Source organism: Burkholderia lata, from assembly GCF_902499335.1.
GTDB lineage: Bacteria > Pseudomonadota > Gammaproteobacteria > Burkholderiales > Burkholderiaceae > Burkholderia > Burkholderia lata_B.
The window spans coordinates 12,910-33,948 of the sequence record NZ_CABVQK010000023.1; the positions used below are offsets into that span (position 1 = coordinate 12,910).

Annotated in this window: 17 protein-coding genes; 4 read left to right on the forward strand and 13 right to left on the reverse strand. The window is 66.2% G+C overall.

Annotated elements, in window-relative coordinates; translation table 11 throughout:
- Positions 1-1,060 precede the first annotated feature (1,060 nt).
- Positions 1,061-1,780 (forward strand): response regulator transcription factor, encoded by a 720-nt coding sequence (locus tag BCO18175_RS38115; protein WP_039353478.1) that lies wholly within the window; start codon positions 1,061-1,063, stop codon positions 1,778-1,780.
- Positions 1,780-3,285, forward strand: a complete 1,506-nt coding sequence (locus BCO18175_RS38120; protein WP_174988855.1) for a HAMP domain-containing sensor histidine kinase — start codon at positions 1,780-1,782, stop codon at positions 3,283-3,285. Before BCO18175_RS38115 ends, BCO18175_RS38120 begins: the two co-directional genes overlap by 1 nt.
- Before the next feature lie 19 nt (positions 3,286-3,304).
- On the opposite strand, the gene BCO18175_RS38125 is transcribed toward BCO18175_RS38120, so the two are convergent.
- The 3 genes from BCO18175_RS38125 to BCO18175_RS38135 form a co-directional block, all read right to left on the reverse strand.
- On the reverse strand, positions 3,305-4,405 hold the full coding sequence (locus tag BCO18175_RS38125; RefSeq protein WP_174988769.1) for an AraC family transcriptional regulator: 1,101 nt from the start codon (positions 4,403-4,405) through the stop codon (positions 3,305-3,307).
- Positions 4,406-4,544: 139 nt separating this feature from the next.
- The gene (locus BCO18175_RS38130; protein ID WP_174988771.1) at positions 4,545-5,000 is read right to left on the reverse strand and encodes a carboxymuconolactone decarboxylase family protein; all 456 of its coding nucleotides are present in this window, start codon (positions 4,998-5,000) and stop codon (positions 4,545-4,547) included.
- A gap of 300 nt (positions 5,001-5,300) precedes the next feature.
- Positions 5,301-6,092, reverse strand: coding sequence for an HAD-IIB family hydrolase (locus BCO18175_RS38135; RefSeq protein ID WP_174988857.1), 792 nt, complete (start codon positions 6,090-6,092; stop codon positions 5,301-5,303).
- Between the two features lie 301 nt (positions 6,093-6,393).
- Between BCO18175_RS38135 and BCO18175_RS38140 the strand changes: the two genes are divergently transcribed.
- Both BCO18175_RS38140 and BCO18175_RS38145 read left to right on the forward strand, forming a co-directional pair.
- Entirely contained in the window at positions 6,394-8,028 is a 1,635-nt protein-coding gene (locus BCO18175_RS38140) for an AMP-binding protein (RefSeq protein ID WP_174988773.1), read from the forward strand.
- Complete coding sequence (locus tag BCO18175_RS38145) at positions 8,028-9,188, forward strand: AraC family transcriptional regulator (protein WP_174988775.1); 1,161 nt, start codon at positions 8,028-8,030, stop codon at positions 9,186-9,188. The genes BCO18175_RS38140 and BCO18175_RS38145 overlap by 1 nt, the downstream gene beginning before the upstream one ends.
- An 87-nt stretch (positions 9,189-9,275) precedes the next feature.
- Here the strand turns inward: BCO18175_RS38145 and BCO18175_RS38150 are convergent, their stop codons facing one another.
- The 10 genes from BCO18175_RS38150 to BCO18175_RS38195 all read right to left on the reverse strand — a co-directional run bounded on the left by BCO18175_RS38150 (position 9,276) and on the right by BCO18175_RS38195 (position 21,029).
- Positions 9,276-9,905, reverse strand: coding sequence for a PqiC family protein (locus BCO18175_RS38150; RefSeq protein WP_174988777.1), 630 nt, complete (start codon positions 9,903-9,905; stop codon positions 9,276-9,278).
- Positions 9,902-11,572: an intermembrane transport protein PqiB gene (locus BCO18175_RS38155; RefSeq protein ID WP_174988778.1), complete on the reverse strand. Its 1,671-nt coding sequence runs from the start codon at positions 11,570-11,572 to the stop codon at positions 9,902-9,904. Before BCO18175_RS38155 ends, BCO18175_RS38150 begins: the two co-directional genes overlap by 4 nt.
- Entirely contained in the window at positions 11,569-12,216 is a 648-nt protein-coding gene (locus tag BCO18175_RS38160; protein WP_174988780.1) for a paraquat-inducible protein A, read from the reverse strand. The genes BCO18175_RS38155 and BCO18175_RS38160 overlap by 4 nt, the downstream gene beginning before the upstream one ends.
- Entirely contained in the window at positions 12,213-12,860 is a 648-nt protein-coding gene (locus tag BCO18175_RS38165; RefSeq protein ID WP_174968584.1) for a paraquat-inducible protein A, read from the reverse strand. Before BCO18175_RS38165 ends, BCO18175_RS38160 begins: the two co-directional genes overlap by 4 nt.
- A gap of 124 nt (positions 12,861-12,984) precedes the next feature.
- Positions 12,985-14,559 (reverse strand): Na+/H+ antiporter, encoded by a 1,575-nt coding sequence (locus BCO18175_RS38170; protein ID WP_174988782.1) that lies wholly within the window; start codon positions 14,557-14,559, stop codon positions 12,985-12,987.
- A 138-nt stretch (positions 14,560-14,697) separates the two neighbouring features.
- Positions 14,698-15,210, reverse strand: coding sequence for a DUF3331 domain-containing protein (locus BCO18175_RS38175; RefSeq protein ID WP_174988784.1), 513 nt, complete (start codon positions 15,208-15,210; stop codon positions 14,698-14,700).
- A 165-nt stretch (positions 15,211-15,375) separates the two neighbouring features.
- Positions 15,376-15,609 carry a hypothetical protein gene (locus BCO18175_RS38180; protein ID WP_174988786.1) on the reverse strand — a complete coding sequence of 78 codons (234 nt, stop codon included), beginning with the start codon at positions 15,607-15,609 and terminating at the stop codon, positions 15,376-15,378.
- Positions 15,610-15,635: 26 nt separating this feature from the next.
- A complete protein-coding gene (locus BCO18175_RS38185; RefSeq protein WP_174968580.1) occupies positions 15,636-16,325 on the reverse strand; it encodes a response regulator in 690 nt (229 codons plus the stop codon).
- 113 nt (positions 16,326-16,438) lie between these two features.
- On the reverse strand, positions 16,439-17,881 hold the full coding sequence (locus BCO18175_RS38190; protein ID WP_174988788.1) for an efflux transporter outer membrane subunit: 1,443 nt from the start codon (positions 17,879-17,881) through the stop codon (positions 16,439-16,441).
- Between the two features lie 4 nt (positions 17,882-17,885).
- Entirely contained in the window at positions 17,886-21,029 is a 3,144-nt protein-coding gene (locus BCO18175_RS38195; protein ID WP_174988790.1) for a multidrug efflux RND transporter permease subunit, read from the reverse strand.
- Positions 21,030-21,039: the final 10 nt, after the last annotated feature.

Consider the following 21,039-nt stretch of genomic DNA (forward strand, 5'->3'; position numbering starts at 1 on the left):
TCCGTCGTTGCTGGCAATGTATTCAAGGTGGAAAGTCGATTTTAGATTTTCATCATAACTTTCCTGGGGGTTGTTTCTATTTCTAAAATTATCACCACGGGCGAACATAGGGGGCGGGTTGAGCAACTCGCGGCGACGCCGACGTGGACGACCAAGATAGGATTTCGTTTCGACAAACCCACGCACGTCATTTAACAAAATTAGCACTGTCATCGGGAGCGCGTGCAGCAGTCTTCGCGATCCCGTGCGTGACCCGACGGTATCGATGACGGTGTCTCTACAATGGCCGTCATCGAGATGTGCGGTCTTCGTGGATCTTCAACGAAAACATGCCTTGATTTTCCGGTGCGGTCTCTCCAGTGCCGACAGCAGCCAGCCGGATGCTTCGGCATCTTTGACGGTAGTCGCTACGCGACCGCGCGGAAGCGCCGTCTCCACAAAGGTTCAGCCCATCGATTGACAATCGAGTGGGCGTGCTTTCACGCCGAGGCGCATGCCGTTGTACTTCGACTGCTACTCGGGCTAACGCTGTCCAGCTTCCGCGAATGTGGTGCATGACGGCATCGGTATCTGTACCGATTCGTTCCATGAGAATATGGTCTGCCCAGCCGGTGCGTGAGGATACGTAGATTGGCCGGCATAGCTATATAGCGACACGTCACAGCTTCTGCGTCGGAGAAATGGTCGTCATAGGCGGCACGGCGACAGACGTCGTGGCGACGGGGGGCGCTGAGGTAGCAGCAAGCACCACGGATTTTCATCGAGATGCGGGGGCGTGCTCCATCGCTCAGAACGTGTCGCGTCTGCTTTTTAGTGTTCGGACTGCGGTAAGGGAAGTTTCGTTTTAGGGGCCGCAGCGGAAAGCCTTGCGGGCATTGGCTCAGATCACGGCCACGATTCAAAGTTAAATGAAATGTGATCACTCCCCGCCGCAAAATTTTGCACAATGGCGGCAGCGCGGCCCGTTGCCGCGCTTCACCCCCGGGAACCCGGCCAGCCGGACCGGGGCCGGCCCGAACCGATACCCGACCTCGGCACCGACGTGCCGCCGCCTGCCGCCATGGACCAACCGAAACGCATCCTGATCGTCGAGGACGACGCCGATATCGCCGACGTGCTGAGCCTGCACCTGCGCGACGAGCGCTACGAGGTCGTGCACAGCGCTGATGGCGCGGAAGGGCTGCGCCTGCTCGAACAGGGCGGCTGGGATGCGCTGATCCTCGACCTGATGCTGCCGGGCGTCGACGGCCTCGAAATCTGCCGGCGCGCACGTGCGATGACGCGCTACACGCCGATCATCATCACGAGCGCGCGTTCGAGCGAGGTGCACCGGATCCTCGGCCTCGAGCTCGGCGCCGATGACTATCTGGCCAAGCCGTTTTCGGTGCTGGAACTCGTCGCACGCGTGAAGGCGCTGCTGCGGCGTGTCGACGCGCTCGCGCGCGATTCGCGGATCGACGCGGGCACGCTCGACGTCGCGGGGCTGGCGATCGACCCGATCGCACGCGAGGCGAGCGTCGACGGCGCGCGGATCGACCTCACGCCGCGCGAATTCGACCTGTTGTATTTCTTCGCGCGGCACCCGGGCAAGGTGTTCTCGCGGATGGACCTGCTCAATGCCGTGTGGGGCTACCAGCACGAAGGCTACGAACACACGGTCAACACCCACATCAACCGGCTGCGCGCGAAGATCGAGGCCGATCCGGCCGAGCCCGTGCGGATCCTCACCGTATGGGGCCGCGGCTACAAGCTCGCCGCGCCCGGCCAGCGGGACGCATGATGAAGCTCACCCTTACCCAGCGGCTGTCGCTCGTATTCTCGGTGCTGCTGCTTGCGTGCTCGGGCGCGTCCGCGTGGCTGCAGATCCGCGCGAACGACATGCGCGAGCAGGAAGTCGTGCAGGGGCTGTCGCGCGACCTGGCCGCCAATATCGTCAACAGCGTGACCCACAGCGCGCCGCTGATGGATGCGAACGGGCTGCGCCCGGATGCCGTTCGCACGCTGTTCGGCCAGTTGATGGGCGTGAACCCGAGCGTCGAGGTGTACCTGCTCGACAACGCGGGGCGCATCAAGGGCGACGATGCGCCGCCCGGCCACGTGAAGCGCGACCGCGTCGATCTCGCGCCCGTGCAGCGCTTCATCGCTGGCGAGCCGCTGCCGATCCTCGGCGACGACCCGCGCAGCCCCGCCGCGCGCAAGGTGTTCAGCGCCGCGCCGCTGCAGCGCGCGGGGCAGCCGCCGTCGGGCTACATCTACGTGGTGCTGCTCGGCGAGGCGCACGACCAGTTGGCCGCGCGCGTCGACGCCGGCAACGTGCTGCGCACGACGCTGTGGTCGATGGCGCTGGTCGCGCTGCTCGGCCTGCTCGCGGGCCTCACCGCATTCAGCTTCATCACGCGCCCGCTGCGCCGGCTGACGGATGCGATGCGCCGCTTCGACGCGAACGGCACGCCCGACACGCAGCCGCCGGTGCCGCGCTCGCGGCCGGGCCGGCGCGGCGACGACATCGTCGTGCTCGAATCCGCGTTCGCGCAGATGGCCGACCGGATCGGCGACCAGTGGCGCGCGCTGACGCACCAGGACCAGCAGCGGCGCGAACTGATCACGAACATCTCGCACGACCTGCGCACGCCGCTCACGTCGCTGCACGGCTATCTGGAGACGCTGTCGCTGAAGTCGGAGACGCTCGCCGAGACCGAACGGCGGCGCTACCTGTCGATCGCGCTCGCGCAGAGCGCGAAGGTCGGCCGGCTCGCGCAGGCGCTGTTCGAGCTCGCACGGCTCGAATCGGGCGGCGTGCAGGCCGAGCGCGAGCCGTTCTCGCTCGTCGATCTCGTGCAGGACGTGTTCCAGAAATTCGAACTGACCGCGCAGGCGCGCGGCGTCGCGCTGCATGCGCGGATCCCGGCGCGGGTGCCGGTCGTGTGCGCCGATCTCGGGATGATCGAGCGCGTGCTGACCAACCTGCTCGACAACGCGCTGCGGCACACGCCCGCGCACGGCGAAGTCGAGGTCGTGCTGGAGCCGCGCGGCGACCGCGTGGTCGTGACCGTGGCCGATACCGGGGAAGGGATTCCGGTGGCGCGGCGCGAAGGCTTGTTCCAGCGGCCGCAGCGGCCGATGAGCGGTGGTGCGGTGACGAGCGGCGGGCTCGGGCTGCTGATCGTGCACCGGATGCTGGCGCTCAACGGCAGCAGTATCCGGCTGGTCGACCGGGCCGGGCGCGGTGCGGTGTTCGAGTTCGCGCTGGCGGTGGCCACACCTGCTGTCGGCGACGGGCGCTGACAGCCGTCAATGCCCGCACTCAACCGCCGCGCTTGCGCCGCACGTCGCTCGGCGTCATGCCGGTCCAGCGCTTGAACGCGTGGCGAAACCCCACGGCGTCGCTGAAGCCGAGCGTCATTGCGATGTCCTCGGTACTGAGCGTGGTCGTACTGAGGTAGTCGATCGCGAGCGCCTTGCGCACGCTCGCCAGCAGTTCGCTGTATGACGTGCCTTCGGCTTCGAGCTTGCGGCGCAGCGTGCGCGACGTGATGCACAGGATCGCCGCGATCGCGTCGATGTCCGGAAACTGCCCGGGCGTGCGCGTGAGTTCCTGGTACACGCGCCGCGTAACGCCGGCCTGGCTGCGCAATTCATCGAGCAGGCTCGCGCAATGCGACGACACCTGCGCGGCGGTAATCGGATTCGCGAGCTGCGGCGCACGCGTGAGCCAAGCGGCCGGGTAGCTGAGCACATGATGCGGCTGGTCGAAGGCGATCGGGCATTCGAGCGCATCGGCCAGCAGCGCCGCGTGAGCCGGCTGCGGTTGCGCGAACTGCGCGCGCGCGGGCACGCACCACGCACCCATCACGTCCTTGATGATCGTCACGTGCAGCGCGAACTGCATGTCGATCAGGAAACGGTACAGCGGCTCGTCGAGATCGGGCAGCGCGACTTCGTGCCGGTCGGGAAACAGCCACGACGCGGTGTCGCCCTGTTCGACCCAGCGGATCGCGAGCATGCCGTTCGCGAGCCGGTGATATTTGACGGCCGATTCGAACGCGTGCGCGAGCGATTCCGAACACAGCATCGCGTAGCCGTACATTCCGTAGCTCGATACGTGCAGCCGGTGGCCGACGCGCACGCCGAGATCGGAGCCGTCGTAGCGGCTAATCGCATTGCGCGCGGCCGTGAGGAACTGCAGCGGCGACGTGAGCGTGAACGGGTCCGCGACGGCGGCCGGCGTGAGGCCGGTACCGTCGAGCACCGCGACCGGGTCGAGGCCGGCTTGCGCCGCCACGTCGAGCAGCACGGCCAGCTTGGCCGGCGTGAAGCGCTGCTCGCGCAGTGCGTGGGTCGGCTCGACGTCCGGCAGGCGGGCTGCGCGGGCGGTCGTCGGGTTCAAGAGCGCACTGCCCGGCATGGGAGCATCCTGCGTCCGAATCGATATCGTTTACGGCACGCAATTCTGCGCGGGATCGGTCCCAAACGCCACAGGGTTCACCCTGATACGCATGCCGGCGCCACCCGGCGCGACCGGCGTCGGCCGCCTGCAACCGGCATCAACCGGCCCGGAACACGCCGGCCTCCCACGCGAACGGCTTCGCGAGCCGGTTCCACGTGTTGATCTGCGCGACGATCAGCGTGAGCGTGGCCAGTTCGTCGCGATCGAAGTGCGCGCGCGTCGCGTCGACGAGTGCGTCGCCGATCGTGTGCTCGCTGATCAGCGTCAGCGCTTCCGCCCAGCGCAGCGCGGCCTGCTCCTTCGGGCTGTAGAGATCGGGCGTTTCGTGCCACACGGGCAGCAGGTTGTAGCGCAGCGGATCGTCGCCCGCGTGAATGCCTTCCTTGATGTGACGGTCGAGGCAGTAGGCGCAGCCGTTGAGCTGCGACACCCGGGCGCGCACCAGTTCCACGAGCTTGAAATCGTGGCCGGTGTTGTTCGCATATTCCTCGACGTTGAGCACGACGTCGAGCAGCCGGGCGGGGAGTTGTCCAAACGAGATGCGTTCTGGCATGGCGACTGACCTTTGGAAGCGTTGTTGGATGTCGTGTTCCGGTTCGGTACGTTGTTGCGATCTGCGCCACATGAACAGTAATCCTGAATATATGGCGGCGGGATCGCCCGGCGAGCAAAGGCACCATGCACGCATGATCCGTTGTGCGGATGCGGCGGCTTCATGGGCGGCGGCGCGCGGCACGTGCGGCCGTGGTGAACCGGAGGCGAAGCGATCGTATCAGGTGCACCTGCCGACCGGAATCGCCGGATTCCGTATGTTGTTCATGCCGATGAGGAGATAGTCGACTCGCGAAAGCGGTCAGCCCTGATCGTCCGGATGCGTGCGCAGAATCGCGTCGGCGAACTCGACGAACCCGCTGCCGCCCGGGCCTCGCGTGATCCAGCGCGGCAACGCAGGCAACTGCTGCAGATACTCGACCACGGTGCTCATGCCGGCCGTGTGGGTGAAGTAGCCGAACATCGGCGCGTCGTTGGTGGAATCGCCGGAATAGGCCACGCAATCGCGTGCCGAACCGGCGTCGACGCCGAACGTGTCCGACAGCACGCGCAGCGACATCGACAGCTTGTCGTACCCGCCGACCCAACCGATGATCCACAGGTTGTTGATGGTCGCGTCCGCGCCGGCCGCGACCAGCGCGTCGCGTATCCGGTCGTCCTGGTCGCTGCCGGTGCGGGCGTACGCGAGCGAGGTCAGCCTGAAATCCTGGTCGTCCGCGTGGCGGGCGGCGGGTACGGCCGTCTCGACCTGCCGCGCGATGCGCGAGAGCGCGGCGCGTGCGTCGGCACGCACATCGTCCATGTGCCAGTAACTGCGTTCGGCGCCGTGCCCGTCCGCGCCGCGCCGGATGAACAGCCCGCCGTTTTCCGCGACCACCCCGTCGACGGGCCACATGCGCGCCATCTGGTCGCACCAGCCGGCCGGCGCGGCGGTCACCGGGATCACGCGGATGCCGTGCGCCTGCAGGCGTTCGAGTGCCGCATAGGTCTGCGCGGCCAGCCGGCCGCGATGGGTCAGGGTTTCGTCCATGTCGGTCAGCAGGAAGCGGACGGACGAGAAGGTGTCGGCGGGGGCCAGGGCAAGCGGCTGCATGGTCTCGACAGCGGAATGACGATCGTTGATTATGAAGAAGGGCGCGTGGCCGTGCCACGCCGCTTCCTGCTTAGCAATTCGCACCGGGGAATAAGCGGTCGCCTGCGCGGGTCGGCAAAGTTGTCTGGACAAGCTCGAACCGACACATGTCCGTTTCGATCATCTTTTCGGCCGCCCGGATCATTTTCAAAGTGCGTCGCGCGGGCGATAGTCGCCGGTCAGGCGATGGTCCGCGCTTCTCCGGCGTGCAGGCCATCGTGCGAACGGCGCGGCCGGCGCGCCGTCCCCCGTGGAGTGAGACATGACGAAGAGACACTGGACCGGGTCGTATGGCTCGATCCCCGCCGAGATCGATCCCGATCGCTTTCCTTCCGTAAGCGCGTTGCTCGACAACGCGATGCGCCGTTTCGCCGATCGCCCGGCGTTCCACTCGTATGGCCGCACGCTGACCTATGCCGACGTCGACCGCTTGTCGACCGCGCTGGCCGCCTATCTGCAGCAGGTCGTGGGCGTCCGCAAGGGCGATCGCGTGGCCGTGATGCTGCCCAACGTGCCCGCGTTTCCGGTCGCGTTCGTCGCGATCGCGAAGATCGGCGCAATCCAGGTCAACGTGAACCCGCTCTATACGGCGCGTGAACTCGAGCATCAGCTCAATGACGCGGGCGTCGAAGTCGCTGTGGTGTGCGGCGGTTCGATGGGCACGTTCGCCGAAGTGGTCGGCGGTACGCGCGTGCGCACCGTGCTGAGCGTCGGGCGCGGCGATCTCGGCGTCGTCGATGCGCCGGCCGGCGCCTGCGACGCACTGCCGCCCGGTTCGATCCCGCTTGCGGATGCCGTTGCCGCCGGGGAATCGCTCGCGCTCGAACCGGTCGCGCTGGAAGGCGCGGACCTGCTGCTGCTGCAGTACACGGGCGGCACGACCGGCCTGTCGAAGGGCGCCGCGCTGTCGCACCGCAACCTCGTCGCGAACATCGAGCAGTTCGGCGCGATCGTGCCGGCCGCGCGCGAGCCGGGCGAGGAGGTCGTCGTCACGGCGATCCCGCTGTATCACATCTTCGCGCTGACGGTGAACTTCCTGTCCTACTTCGCGATCGGCGCGCAGAACTGGCTGATCGCCAACCCGCGCGACATGGACGGCTTCATCGACGTGCTGAAGGCCGCGCGGCCGACGGTGTTCGTCGGCGTGAACACGCTGTACGCGGGGCTCGCCGGCCATCCGCGCCTGACGGAAGTCGACTGGTCGCGGCTGAAGCTGTCGGCCGGCGGCGGCGCGGCCGTGATCGACGTGATCTCGTCGCGCTGGAAGGCGGTGACGGGCAACTTCATCCGCGAGGGCTACGGGCTGTCGGAAACGTCGCCGGTCGTATCGTTCAACCCGCAGTCGATCGACTCGTTCACGGGTACCACGGGCCTGCCGCTGCCGTCGACCGACGTGAAGCTGCTCGACGACCAGGACAACGAGGTGCCGATCGGCGACGCGGGCGAGATCTGCGTGAAGGGGCCGCAGGTGATGGGCGGCTACTGGCAGAAACCGGACGCAAATGCGGCCGCGTTCACGGCCGACGGCTATTTCCGCACCGGTGACGTCGGCGTGTTCGACGAAGCCGGTTTCCTGCGGATCGTCGACCGCAAGAAGGACATGATCATCGTGTCGGGCTTCAACGTGTACCCGAACGAGGTGGAAGCCGTGGCCACCGCCGTGCCGGGCGTCGCCGAATGCGCATGCATCGGCGTGCCGGACGCGCGCACGGGAGAGGCGGTCAAGCTGTTCGTGGTGCTGGCGCAGGATGCGTACGTGACGGAGGAGCAGCTCGTCGCGCATTGCCGCGAGAGCCTCGCGGGCTACAAGGTGCCGAAGCTCATTCGCTTCGTCGACCGGCTGCCGAAGTCGACCGTCGGCAAGATCCTGCGCCGGGAACTCAGCCGCACCGACTGATGGCGCTGGCGCGCCGTGCAGCGCCCGGCGCGCCGAAGGCCCGGAAGGCTCCGCGCGGGCCGCTCAAGTACAATGCGAGCGGTTCGATCGACGGGGACGCGATGACCGGTTCAGATTCACTTTCCGCCCAGCCCGGGCCGACAGCCGGGCGTGCGTTGCCGTCGCCGAGCGCGACGGTGCCGATCTCGCTCGTCAACGGCTTCCTCGCGAGCGCGGGCGCGCAGCGCGACGTGGTCGAGCGCTACCTGCGCGGGGCCGGCATCCCGATCGAGCTGCTCGGCGAACCGCATGCGCGTGTGACGGAGGAGCAGTTCTCGACGCTGTACCGCACGCTCGCGATCGACCTCGACGACGAGATGCCCGGCATCTTCTCGCGCCCGCTGCGCGGCGGCACGCTGAAGTACCTGTGCCTGAGCCTGCTCGATGCGCGCAACCTCGAAACGGCGCTGCATCGTTTCGGCCAATTCTTCCATATCCTGCTCGACGATTTCTTCGTCGAATCGAAGCGCGACGGTCTCGTTGCGCAGGCGGTGCTGCGCCCGAACGACGCCATCGGCCCGATCGGCGCGCTCGGCCAGGAACTGATGCTCAAGCTCGTGCACGGCGTGTGCTCCTGGCTGATCGGGCAGAAGATCCCGCTGCTGCAGATCGAGTTCGCGTGCCCGCGGCCGCGCCATGCGGTCGACCACCTGTACTTCTTCACCGGCGCCGTGCAGTTCGACTGCGAGCGCACGCTGATGCGTTTCAGCGCGGACTACCTCGACGCGCCGATCCGGCAGAGCAAGCGCAACCTGCGCAAGTTCCTCGCGCGCGCACCCGGCGACTGGATCTTCGAATCGTTCAGCGAACAGCTCGTGTGCCATCGCGTGCGGCAGTACCTGTCGGAAGCGTTGCCCGACCTGCCGGTGATCGACCACGCGGCCGAGCATCTGCATTGTTCGGTGCGCACGCTGAGCCGCCACCTGGCCGCCGAAGGGACGACGTTCCAGGTGCTCAAGGACGAACTGCGGCGAGACATCGCGATCCAGCGGCTGACCGATACGCCCGATACGATCGCGGCGATCGGCGCCGACATCGGCTTCGACGATCCGAGCGCGTTCCATCGCGCGTTCCGGCACTGGACGGGGAGCACGCCGGGCACTTACCGGCGGCGCGTGTAACGCGTCGCGCGTCGCTTGAAGGTAGCCGGTTCCCATAACTGGCTACCCTCGCGCGCTCCCATGGACGGCTCCCCTGGGCGGGACGGTTTACGAATCCGGCGGACAGGCAGGGCGCCCGGTGCCGAAGCTGCGCACCGTGCTCGCGATGCGGGTGGCGAACTGCTCGATCATGCGCTGTTGCACGCGCACCATGTCGGCGTAGCCTCCGGGGGCCGCCTCGTTGAGCCGCGTGCTGCACGAAATGCGCGTGCCCGGCGTGTCCTGCTGCACACCGACGACCCAATCGGCTTCGAACTGCGCCATGCGCCCGGGCCACGCATCGAAGCGGCGCACCTGCGTGCGGATGCTCATGACGGTCTGGTTCGACGGACGCGGCAGGCCGGTGACGTTGCGCGCGCCCAGTTGCTCGACGAGCGCCGACGAAAGCGCCGCGCGCAGCTCGTCGCCGAGCGGTGCGACCCAGCGTTCGTTGTCGAGTATCACCGCGGTGCCCGTCCCGCTGCGCACGACCATCTGCTGCTGGTCGAGCTGGGCGGGGATGCCGACCGGCAGCACGTTGATCGCCAGCGGCGCGGTGGCGCGTGCTGCCGTTGCCGTCGCGGACGTGGCCGGCGAGACGAGCGTGTAGTAATGCACCGGGTTCGACGCGCAGGCGGTCAGCGCGATGACGGCGCCGGCGCCCAGGGCGATCGTCCTGGCGCGAATCGGGAAGCTCATGGTTGTCGTGGCTCCTGCTGGACAGGCGGGGTTGAAGGGGCGACAGGCGCGCTCGGCGCGTGATCGGCCCCGGTTCCCCGGAGCAGCGATTCGGGACGGCGGCCCAGCATGTCGGTCAGCGTGCGCAACGATCGCGCGGTGCGCTGGACTTCGGTCAGCGTGTTCGCCAGGTTTTCCTGAAGCGGGCCGTCGTCGGCGATGCCCTGGCGCAATGCGCCGAACGTCTGGTTCGCCTGGTCGAGCGCGCGCGTCGTCGACGGCAGCAACTGGCCGTTGACCTGCCTGAGCGTCGCGTCCAGGTTCGTCAGGCTCGAATCGACATGCTTGCCGATCGAATCCAGCGGCATCTTGTTGATCTTGTCGACGATGTCGGCGATCTGCTCCGGCAACTTGTCGAACGTACTCGCCACGGTGGGCAAGGTCAGCGGCGTCGCATTCGCATCGAACGGCACCTTCGGCGCGTTTTTCACGAAATCGAACGAAATGTAGAGCTGCTCCGTCAGCAGGTTGCCGGTACGCGCCTGCGCACGGAGCCCATGCTCGACCAGGCCCGCGAGAAACTGGGCCGCGCGCGGATTGCCGTTGCCTTCGGTCTTCTGCAGTTTCTCGATGACGGGGCCGAGCCGATACGGATAGACCTTCACCATGACGATGGACTGGAAGCGCCGGGTGGTACGGTCGAAGTCGAGCCGGGTCGAGACGACCTTGCCCATTTCGATGCCGGAAAATTCCACCGGCGCCCCGACGGCGAGCCCGCGCAACGGCTGCTCGAAACGGAGTCGAATGAGCTGGGATGGCCCGTCCGGCGCAGCCATCGCGAAAGTTTCGTTGTCGGCGAGCGTAAACAGGCGGCCGGCAGGGGCTGCCGCCGCCTCGCTGTCTTCCGGTGTCGCGAACGCGATGCCGCCGCCCATGATCGTGGCGACCGACTGGGTTTTCAGTTTCAGGCCGTGGGCGTCGAGCGACAGATCCATGCCGCTCGCGTTCCAGAAGCGCGTATCGGTCGTCACCAGCCGATCGTACGGCGCATCGATGAACACCTGCAGGTTCATGTCGCGGCTCTGCATGTCGAGCTTGTACGACGCGACGTGGCCCACCATCAGATGGCGGTAATAGACCGGCGAGCCGATATCGAGCGAACCGAGATCGGTGGCCCGCAACGCGAAACTCGTCCCCGGCATGCCGTTGATGACGGTAGGCGGCGTCTCGAGCCCCGTGAAGGCTTTCCGCGCGTTCTGCGAGCGGCCCGTGTCCATGCCGATGTACGCGCCGGAGAACAGCGTGTCGATACCCGATACGCCGCTCATGCCGACGCGGGGGCGCACGACCCAGAACCGCGTGTCGTCGTGAATCAGGTTGCGCGCATTCTTCACGAACGACACCGTCGCGACGACGTGCGAACTGTCGTCGCTCAGCGAGATGGCGGTCACGGTGCCGATCACGACGTCCTTGTACTTGACGGGCGTCTTGCCGGCTTCGAGGCCTTGCGCGGTGTTGAACGTGATCGTGATTTCCGGTCCGACGGACAACCACGCGTGTATCACCATCGACAGGCCGATCAACGCCGCGACGAGCGGCACGAGCCAGACGAGCGAAAGCCGCAGGCGGTTGCGTGTCACGGGCGGGTCGTGGGGTTCGAGGCCTTGCGGGCCGGATACAGGATTCATGCTTTCTCGGCGTCCCAAATGAGGCGTGGGTCAAAACTCATCGCAGACAGCATCGTGAGAATGACGACCATGCCGAAAAACAAAATGCCGGCGCGCGGTTCGATCTCGGACAGCGGACCGAACTTCACCAGCGCACAGATGATCGCGACGACCAGCACGTCCAGCATCGACCAGTAGCCGACCAGCTCGACCGCGCGGTACAGCACGGCCCGCTCGCGCATGGCCGACACGCTGCGCCGGCCCGTCGTGACGAGCAACGTGCCGATCGCGAGAAACTTCGTGCACGGCACGACGACGCTCGCGATGAAGATCACCGACGCGATGCCGTACGAGCCGCTTTTCCAGAACACCACGACGCCGCTGAGGATCGTCGATTCGCTGTGGCTGCCGAGCAGCGTGGTGCGCATCACCGGCAACAGGTTGGCCGGGATGTAGAAGATCAGGCTGGCGATCAGGAGTGCCCACGCGCGCACGAGGCTGTTCGAACGACGCGCGTGCAGCGCGGAGCCGCACCGCGGGCAGCGTTCCGCTTCGGCGGCATGCGCGTGCGCATCCTGCGCGGCGGATGCGTGCGTGCGGCAGACGAGGCCGCACGCATGGCACCCGATCATGCCCAGTTGACTGGCGCGTACAGGCAGGCTCACGGGCGGCCTCCGGACGTTTCCACCGGCACGACCCAGTCCCACAGCTGGCGCGTGTCGTGACCCGCGATCAGCGGGATCAGCACCATCAGCACGGCCGTGGCCCACAAGCCGGCGCCGGGAATGATCTGCATGATGCTCGACAGCTTGATGATGGCGATCAGGATGCCGAGCAATCCGACCTCGATCATGCTCCAGGGCCGCAGCGCGACGAGCAGCCGCATCAGCGGGCCGAACGCGGGCGCGCGACGCCCGGCGCGGGCAAAGGCCAGCAACCAGATCAGCGTGGCGATCTGCAGGAACGGCACCACCACGATGGCGAGCGCCGTCGGAATCGCGATCGGCGCGGCGTAGCCTTCGGCAAGCGCGAGCGCGGATTGCCACAGCGTGGCTTCGCTATGCAGCCCCTGTACGCTGATCCGCATGATCGGGCAGAGGTTGGCGATGGCGAACACCACGCCTGCGGCAACCGCCAGCGCGAGCCACCGGTCGATATCGAGCCAGCTCGATCGAAACAGCACGGCGGAACATCGCTCGCAACGCGCGACCTCGTGAGGCCCCAGCGCACGGCGTCGATAGACGCTGTCGCAATGCTCGCAGGCGATCAGGGTCGGATACGTGTCCATGTGTTCGTGTTGCTCGCGCATGCGCGCTCGATGACTTGCTTCGCAGTGTGCTTGGCGTCGATGGACGTTTTTGTGCGGTTTGATGGAGAAATGATGGAGCCGGAATGTGCTTGAATGCGGTGCGTTTCCATCGATCGCGATATCCTCACGCCTTCGCGGAAATGGCGCGGAGTTCCTCGAGATCGAGGTCGCGCGTCAGTTCGTGCAGCGTGTGCTCGTCGATGTCACCGGCGCGGTAGAGGCGCATGAGCTCGGCACGTGCCGCCGCGATCAGTTCCAGCACGGTATCCGAACGCGCATCGAGTTGGGACTTGTATTCGTCGGCGTGCCGCGCGTAGCGGGCCATGTCCTCGGCCTTGTGCTTGTGAATGTCCAGCAGCATCGGGTGAACGAGTTCGCCTGTCGCGTTGTATGCCCGTTTCGCCATCAACTCATACTGCACCTTGGCAATCACGGCCTCCGCCTCGCTCATGCTCAGGCGAGGCTTGTCGCTTTCCGGCGCCGCGAGCCCCGTCCAGCGGATCACGGCGCCGAGCGACTGCCCCTGCACCAGCACGGTGGCGAGGATGACGGCAATGGCGGTGACGAGGATGAAATCGCGCCCCGGAAAACTGTCCGGCAAGCTGGCGGCGAGCGCCAGGGTGATCACCCCTCGCATGCCGGCCCAACTCAATACCGTGGCATCGGCAAGCCCGAGCGGATGGAAGCGGGTCACGCCCAACTTCCGTAGCAGGATGAGCGCGCCGTCCGACACATACACCCAGGCAAACCGCGCGAGGATCACGGAAAGAACGACGATCAGCACCGGTACGCCCATCTCCGCGAGCATCGTGTCGAGCCCGTCGCCGCGCTGGATCAACTCATGCAGCGACGATCCGATGATCAGGAAGACGAACGCCTCGAGAATGAAGATCGTGACTGTCCAGAAGCCCGTGCCGTACAGGCGCGCCGACGCGTTGAGCACGCGATGCTGGAACCAGGCACAGATGAGCCCCGTGGTCACGGTGGCGATCACCCCCGAAACGTGGAAGCGCTCGGCCAGAAGATAGGAGCCCCACGCACATAGCGGGCTGGCGGCGATGACCAGGCTGTCTTCGTCGAGATGGCGCATCAGGAGCACCCAGGCGCCACCGACGAAGGCGCCGATCAGTACGCCACCCAGCGCGAGCAGTGCGAAGCTGCCAAGGGCTTCGGCCGGACTGAACAGGCCCGTCACGCCCGCTGCCACCGCAAAGCGAAACAGCACGAGGCCCGTCGCATCGTTGAACAGGCTCTCTCCCTCCAGGAGGATCAGGAGGCGGCGCGGCAGTTTGACTTGCTGCAGCGCGGCGCGGGCCGAAACCGCATCCGGCGGCGCGACCAGTGCGCCCAGGGCCGCGCAAGCCGCCCAGGGCAGGGAGGGCACCAGCCAGTGGGTGACGAGGGCCACCACGACCGTGGTGAAGAGCACCGCACCAATCGCCAGTGCCCCGACGCCCAGCATGTGCCGGCGCAGATGGTCGAGTGAAATTCCCAGGGCGCTGTCCATCAGCAACGGGGGCAGAAAGATCACCAGCACCAGTTCCGGATCGATATGCACCTCGGGCAGCCCGGGCAGAAAGGCGATGAAACCGCCGCCGATGATCAGTGCGACGGCGGGGGGGAGCCCGAGCTTATGCCCGACATAGTGCAAGACAAGGATCGCCAGTAGCAGCGCAATCATCAATTCGAAAATAGCCATGGTGATGGTTTTGTTGTCAGAGCTTCAGTGGTGAGCTGCCCATGCGCGCTTCAGCCGGACGGAAGGCGCAATGCGGGGCCTGGTTTCCAGAAGCCGGACAGCTTCGGCGTCCGGCCGGGAGTTTGAAGCGAGCCCCGTCTATTTCGTGATCCGGGCAAAGTCGATGCTGGAGATGTGAAGCGCGAGTATCATCGCGGCCCAGTTCGTCGGGCGGCCATTCCGCACGCTTGGCCGAAAAATCTCGTCGCCCGGTTCGATAGGCATTCCACTCGCCGCACATAACCCTGTCCGTCGGGCATATCCTTTGTGCCAGGTTTGATAGCCATAATGTCCGCCCGTTGAATCCCGCCACGAAAGCACCACCGTGCTGGACGTCGGTTGATCAAGAATATCGATCGTTGCGCAGCACTTCGATCGATCGCCCGAAGTCGTTTTTCTACGTGAATCAACCGCGCAATCCTTGCGTGGCCGGTTGATTCGCGCGCCGTCGCTGCATGCGTTGAGTGAGTGCATCATGCGGCGCCAGCGTTCCTCCGGTTCGATTTCGTCGATCGGAATCGGCTTGACGCAGCCAATCCGTGAATCATCGCTTCTTTCCAGTTCGCGAGAATCGCCATCGATTGACGAAGAGACATTTCCATGACTTCTCATTTCGCACCTCGCTGCGCGCATGCAGTTGATCAGATCTCTGGAAAAGAAGTTCTTCCGATAATTAAATCGAAAATCCGATTTTTATCGTGATTCAGGAAACAACCCGATTCAAAAACAAAGGAATCGCAGTGTGGCCGCACGCGTGCAATGCGCGTCGGCCTGTTCCTACAAGCCGGTTCCGCGCGCCAGTCTGACGAGGTCGATGACCGTCGCGACCAGCGCGGCCAGCAACACGGCGGCGAGTATCAGATAGCTCGGCGTCTCGCGGATCACGCCGGCGATCGGGTTGTCGGTCGCAGCAGACGAAACGGCGAGGATCAGGCCGTAGATGAGAAACCATCCGGTCGCGATCGTCAGCACGACAGCGGCGACCATCAGGAAGCCGATGATCCGTGCCACGCGCCGCCGCGATCCATGGCGCGTGTTCACTGGGTGCTGCGCAGCCGGTAGCCGACGCCGCGCATCACCTCCGGCATCCCGGACGCGCCCGCGCATTCGAGCTTCTTGCGCAGCCGGCTGATATGGCTGTCGACGGTACGCTCCAGTGCATCGATGTCGGCGAGGCAGGCGTCGATCAGTTCGCTGCGCGTGAACACGCGGTTCGGCGAGCCGGCCAGGTGCGCGAGCAGCCGGAATTCGGTCAACGTCAGCGAGATGCTGGTTTCTCCGGTGTCCGTGCGGACCGTGGTCAGGTAGCTTTGCGTGTCGATTTCAAGGTTGCCGACCTTGATGAAGCGTCCCGAGGCGGCCGTTTCGAACCGGCGCAGGATTGCACGGATGCGCGCGACCACCTCGGCCGGATTGAACGGCTTCGTGATGTAGTCGTCCGCACCGAAACGCAGCCCCTGCAGGCGGTCGATCTCGCGGTCGAGCGCAGTGATGATGACGATCGGCGTGTCGCCGCGGCGGCGCAGTTCGACCAGGACTTCCCAGCCGTCCTTCTTCGGCATCCTGACGTCGAGCAGGATCAGGTCGGGCTTCAGCACGGGCTGCACGTCGAGCACGGCCTGGCCGTGACCGACGCGGTAGGTACGAAAGCCGTCGTGGGCGAGGTAGGCGTCGAGTATTTCGGCGATCTCCGGATCGTCTTCGGCAATGAGTATCAGAGGGTTCATCGGGTTCACTGGAAGTGAGCGTGACCGGTAGGCGGGCCGGCGGCGCGGCACGTGCGCCGCCGGACTTCACCGTGCTTTCAGTCGTCGCGAACGGATCGGCGACGGCTCATGGCTCAGTTGTTCGCCACGTTGTTGGCGGGAGGCACGTCGGTGTCGGTCAGCCCGCCACCGAGCGCCTTGTAGAGCGCGACCGCGTTGCCCAGTTCGGCGTTGCGCAGATCCAGCAACGCCTGGCGCGCGGCATACAGCTGCCGCTGCGAGTCGAGCAGTTCCAGCCGATCCTCGATGCCGGCGCGATAGCGCAGGTTCACGAGATCGGTACGGCGCTCGGCGCTCTTGACGACCTTCGCTTGCGCATCGATCTGGCGGCTGAAGGTCTCGCGCCCGGCGAGGCCGTCGGCCACTTCGCGGAACGCGGTCTGGATCGAGCGTTCGTACTCGACGACCGCGCTGGACTTGCGCACTTCCGCGAGATTCAGCTCGGAGCGCAGCCGGCCGCCCTGGAAGATCGGCAGCGTGACCTGCGGCGCGAAGCTCCACACGCGCTGGCCGCCGTCGAACAGGCTGCCCAACCCCGGGCTGAGGAAGCCGATCGACGAGGTCAGCGACAGGCGCGGGAAGAACGCGGCGCGCGCCGCGCCGATGTCGGCGTTGGCGGCGACGAGGTTCTGCTCGGCCTGCTGGATGTCCGGCCGGCGGTACAGCAATTCCGACGGCAGCCCGGCCGGCAGTTGCGTCATCACCGGCTGGCGCTCCAGCGACAGCGGGTCGGGCAGGTTCTTCGGCAGGTCGGTGCCGACCAGCAGCCGCAGTGCGTTGCCCGCCTGCTCGACGGCGCGCGAACGCGCCTCGAGATCGGCGCTGGCGCTCGCGACCTGGCCTTCGGCCTGCGCGATGTCGACGCCGCTGGCCTGGTCGGCGAGCTTGAGGCGGCGCGCGAGGTCGAGCGACTGGCGCCAGTCGTTCAGCGTGCGTTCGGACAGCGCGCGCTGCTCCTGCGCGAGACGCTCGGCGAAATACGCGTTGGCCACGGAGCCGACGAGCGCGATCTGCACTGCCCGGCGGCCGTGATCGGTCGCGAGGTAGCGCGCGAACGCCGCATCGGACAGCGATTTCACGCGGCCGAACAGGTCGATCTCGAACGCGCTGAGGCCGATGTTCACGCCGTACTGGTTCTGCGTGTTTTCGAGCAACGGCGGGTTCGATTGCGAGTCGGCGGGCGTGCGCTGACGGGTGAAGCTTGCGCCGGCACCGATCGACGGCAGGCGCGCGGAACGCTGGATGCCGTACTGCGCTTCGGCAGCCTGCACATTCAGCGCGGCCAGGCGCAGGTCGCGGTTGTTCTCGAGCGCGAGCTCGATCAGGCGCTGCAGGCGACGGTCGCCGAACATCGTGCGCCAGCCGAGATCGGCCGCGTTCGCGTGCTGGTCGGCCGCGGCAGCGGTCGTATAGGCGGTCGGCACCGGCATCTCGGGCTTGACCAGCTTCGGCGCCATCGAGCACGCCGACAGCGCGAGCGCGGCGGAAACCGCGGCGGAAAGAATGAGTGATCGCATGGCATCAACCTTCATGTTCGTGGGTCACGGTGGCGGGCTTCTTGCCGGATGCGCGCCATGCCGAGATGCGTTCCTGGATGCTCATCACGAACACGTAGAAAACCGGAACGAAGAAAATGGCCAGCACGGTGGCGGTCACCATGCCGCCGAACACGCCGGTGCCGATCGCGTGCTGCGTTTCGGCGCTCGCGCCGGTCGCGATCATCAGCGGTACGACGCCGAGGCCGAACGCGAGCGAGGTCATCAGGATCGGGCGCAGACGCAGCTTCGATGCCTGCACGGCCGACTCGATCAGCCCCATGCCTTCCTCGCGCAACTGCTTCGCGACCTCCACGATCAGGATTGCGTTCTTCGCAGACAGGCCGATCACGGTGATCATCCCGACCTTGAAGAACACGTCGTTCGGCATCCCGCGCAACATCACCGCGCCGAGTGCGCCGATCAGGCCGAGCGGCACCACCAGCATCACCGACAACGGAACCGCCCAGCTCTCGTAGAGCGCCGCGAGCACCAGGAACACGACGACCATCGACAGCGCCATCAGCATCGGCGCCTGCGAAGCCGACTCACGCTCCTGCAGCGACTGGCCGGTCCACGCCACCGTGAAGCCCGGCGGCAGCTGCGCGGCCAGACGCTCCATTTCGACCATGGCCGCGCCGCTGGAGTAGCCGGGGGCCGAGCCGCCGGAGATACGTGCAGACGGATAACCCTGGAAGCGCACCAACTGCAGCGGGGTTTCCGACCAGACCGGGCGCACCACTTCGGACAGCGGCACCATGCCGCCGGTCGCGTTGCGCACGTAGAGCTTCATCACGTTCTCGATCTGCATGCGTGCCGGGGCATCCGCCTGGATGATCACCTGCTGCATGCGGCCCGCGTTCGGGAAGTCGTTCACGTAGGTCGAGCCCATCGCGGCCGACAGCGTGTCGCTGATGGTCGTGAACGACACGCCGAGCGCTTCGGCCTTCTCGCGGTCGATGTCCAGCTTCACGCTCGTGCCGGCCGGCAGGCTGTCCGGATAGACACCGGTCACCACCTTGCTTTGCGCGGCCAGTTCGAGCAGCTTGGCTTCAGCCGCCTTGAGCGCCGCGTAGCCCTGGTTCGCGCGATCCTGCAGGCGCATCGTGAAGCCCGAGCTGGTACCCAGCCCGTCGATCGCGGGCGGCAACAGGCTCATGACCGTGCCTTCCGTCACGCCGCCCATCGCGGCCTGCGCGCGCATCGCTTCGTCCATCGCGGTTGCCCCTTCGCGCTTGTCCCAGTCCTTGAGCACCGCGTAGTTCAGTGCCGCGTTGGAGCCGAGGCCGGAGAAGCCGTAGCCGATGATGGAGATGCTCGACTCGATGCCCGGACGCGATGCGAGGTGCTTCTCGAGGGTCTTGACCACGTCGCCGGTGCGCTCGACGGTCGAATCCGCCGGGAGCAGGAAGCCGGTCATGAAGTAGCCCTGGTCTTCCTCGGGCAGGAACGACGACGGCAGCATGCGGAAGCCGAACACCAGCGCGGTGGAAATCGCGACGAACAGCAGCATCACGCGGCCCGTGCGGCCGACCAGCTTGCCGACGCGCGTTTCGTACCAGTTCGTCATGCGGTCGAAGCGGCGGTTGAACCAGCCGAAGAAGCCGCGCTTCTCGTGGTGGCCATGCTCGACCGGCTTGAGCATCGTCGCGCACAGGGCCGGCGTGAGCGTCAGCGCGAGCAGGGCCGAGAACATGATCGACACGGCCATCGACATCGTGAACTGCTGATAGATCACGCCGACCGAACCGCTCGACATTGCCATCGGCAGGAACACGGCCGTCAGCACCAGCGTGATGCCGATGATTGCGCCGGTGATTTCCTTCATGGCCTTGATCGTCGCGTCCTTCGGCGACAGGCCTTCTTCCACCATCAGGCGTTCGACGTTCTCCACGACGACGATCGCGTCGTCGACGATGATGCCGATCGCGAGCACCATGCCGAACATCGTCAGCACGTTGATCGAGAAGCCTGTCATCAGCATGACCGTGAAGGTGCCGAGCATCGCCACCGGCGCGACGATCGCCGGGATCAGCGTGTAGCGCACGTTCTGCAGGAACAGGTACATCACCAGGAACACGAGCACCATCGCTTCGATCAGCGTGTGGATCACCTTCTCGATCGAGATCTTCACGAACGGCGCGGTATCGAACGGGATCGAGTAGGTCATGCCGGCCGGCATCGTCTTGGCGATCATGTCGAGCTGCTCGCGCACGGCCTCGGCGGTCTTCACCGCGTTGGCGCCCGGCGCCAGCTGCACACCGGCGAAGGTGGCGGGCTTGCCGTTTTCGCTGTTGACGAAGGTGAACGTCTGCGGGCCGAGTTCGACCCGTGCGACGTCGCCGAGCACGACCTTCGAGCCGTTCGCGTTCGCGCGCAGCACGATCTTCGCGAACTGCTCCGGCGTCGTGAGCTGGCCTTGCGCGGTGAGCGGCACCGTGACGCGCTGGCCCGGCAGCGCGGGCGCCGCACCGAGGCTGCCCGGGGCGATCTGCACGTTCTGCTGGCTGACGGCCGTCGTCAGGTCGTTCATCGACAGCCCGTAGGTGATCAGCTTCTGCGGATCGACCCAGATGCGCATCGCCTGTTCGGAGCCGAACAGTTGCACCTTGCCGACGCCTTCGACACGTCGCAGGTCCTCGACGACGTTGCGCGCCATGTAGTCGGCCAGCGCGTTTTCGTCATAGCGGCCGCTGTCCGACTTCAGGCCGACGAACAACAGGAAGCCCGTGGCGGCCGACTCCACGATCACGCCGTTTTGCCGCACGACGGGCGGCAGGCGCGGCTCGACCGACTTGAGCTTGTTCTGCACCTCGACCTGCGCCATCGCCGAATCGGTGCCGGGCTTGAAGGTCGCGGTGATCTTCGCCTGGCCGGAGGTATCCGACGCCGATTCGAAGTACAGCAGGTTCCGGACGCCGGACAGCTCGCGCTCGATGAGGCTCAGCACGCTGTCGTTCATCGTCTGCGGCGTGGCGCCCGGGTAGGTGGCGGTAATGGTGACGGTCGGCGGCGCGACCGACGGATAGCGCGCGACCGGCAGTTCGGGGATGGCGATCAGACCCAGCAGGATGATGAAGAGGGCGATCACCCACGCGAAGATCGGGCGCCGGATGAAGAATTGGGACATGACTGGATGC

Coding starts and splice junctions, on each gene's coding strand:
- BCO18175_RS38140 (WP_174988773.1), top strand. CDS start 6,394: ATGACGAAGAGACACTGGACCGGGTCGTATGGCTCGATCCCCGCCGAG.
- BCO18175_RS38195 (WP_174988790.1), bottom strand. CDS start 21,029: ATGTCCCAATTCTTCATCCGGCGCCCGATCTTCGCGTGGGTGATCGCC.
- BCO18175_RS38145 (WP_174988775.1), top strand. CDS start 8,028: ATGGCGCTGGCGCGCCGTGCAGCGCCCGGCGCGCCGAAGGCCCGGAAG.
- BCO18175_RS38190 (WP_174988788.1), bottom strand. CDS start 17,881: ATGCGATCACTCATTCTTTCCGCCGCGGTTTCCGCCGCGCTCGCGCTG.
- BCO18175_RS38150 (WP_174988777.1), bottom strand. CDS start 9,905: ATGAGCTTCCCGATTCGCGCCAGGACGATCGCCCTGGGCGCCGGCGCC.
- BCO18175_RS38155 (WP_174988778.1), bottom strand. CDS start 11,572: ATGAATCCTGTATCCGGCCCGCAAGGCCTCGAACCCCACGACCCGCCC.
- BCO18175_RS38125 (WP_174988769.1), bottom strand. CDS start 4,405: ATGCCGGGCAGTGCGCTCTTGAACCCGACGACCGCCCGCGCAGCCCGC.
- BCO18175_RS38185 (WP_174968580.1), bottom strand. CDS start 16,325: ATGAACCCTCTGATACTCATTGCCGAAGACGATCCGGAGATCGCCGAA.
- BCO18175_RS38115 (WP_039353478.1), top strand. CDS start 1,061: ATGGACCAACCGAAACGCATCCTGATCGTCGAGGACGACGCCGATATC.
- BCO18175_RS38170 (WP_174988782.1), bottom strand. CDS start 14,559: ATGGCTATTTTCGAATTGATGATTGCGCTGCTACTGGCGATCCTTGTC.
- BCO18175_RS38135 (WP_174988857.1), bottom strand. CDS start 6,092: ATGCAGCCGCTTGCCCTGGCCCCCGCCGACACCTTCTCGTCCGTCCGC.
- BCO18175_RS38120 (WP_174988855.1), top strand. CDS start 1,780: ATGAAGCTCACCCTTACCCAGCGGCTGTCGCTCGTATTCTCGGTGCTG.
- BCO18175_RS38130 (WP_174988771.1), bottom strand. CDS start 5,000: ATGCCAGAACGCATCTCGTTTGGACAACTCCCCGCCCGGCTGCTCGAC.
- BCO18175_RS38175 (WP_174988784.1), bottom strand. CDS start 15,210: ATGAGAAGTCATGGAAATGTCTCTTCGTCAATCGATGGCGATTCTCGC.
- BCO18175_RS38165 (WP_174968584.1), bottom strand. CDS start 12,860: ATGCGCGAGCAACACGAACACATGGACACGTATCCGACCCTGATCGCC.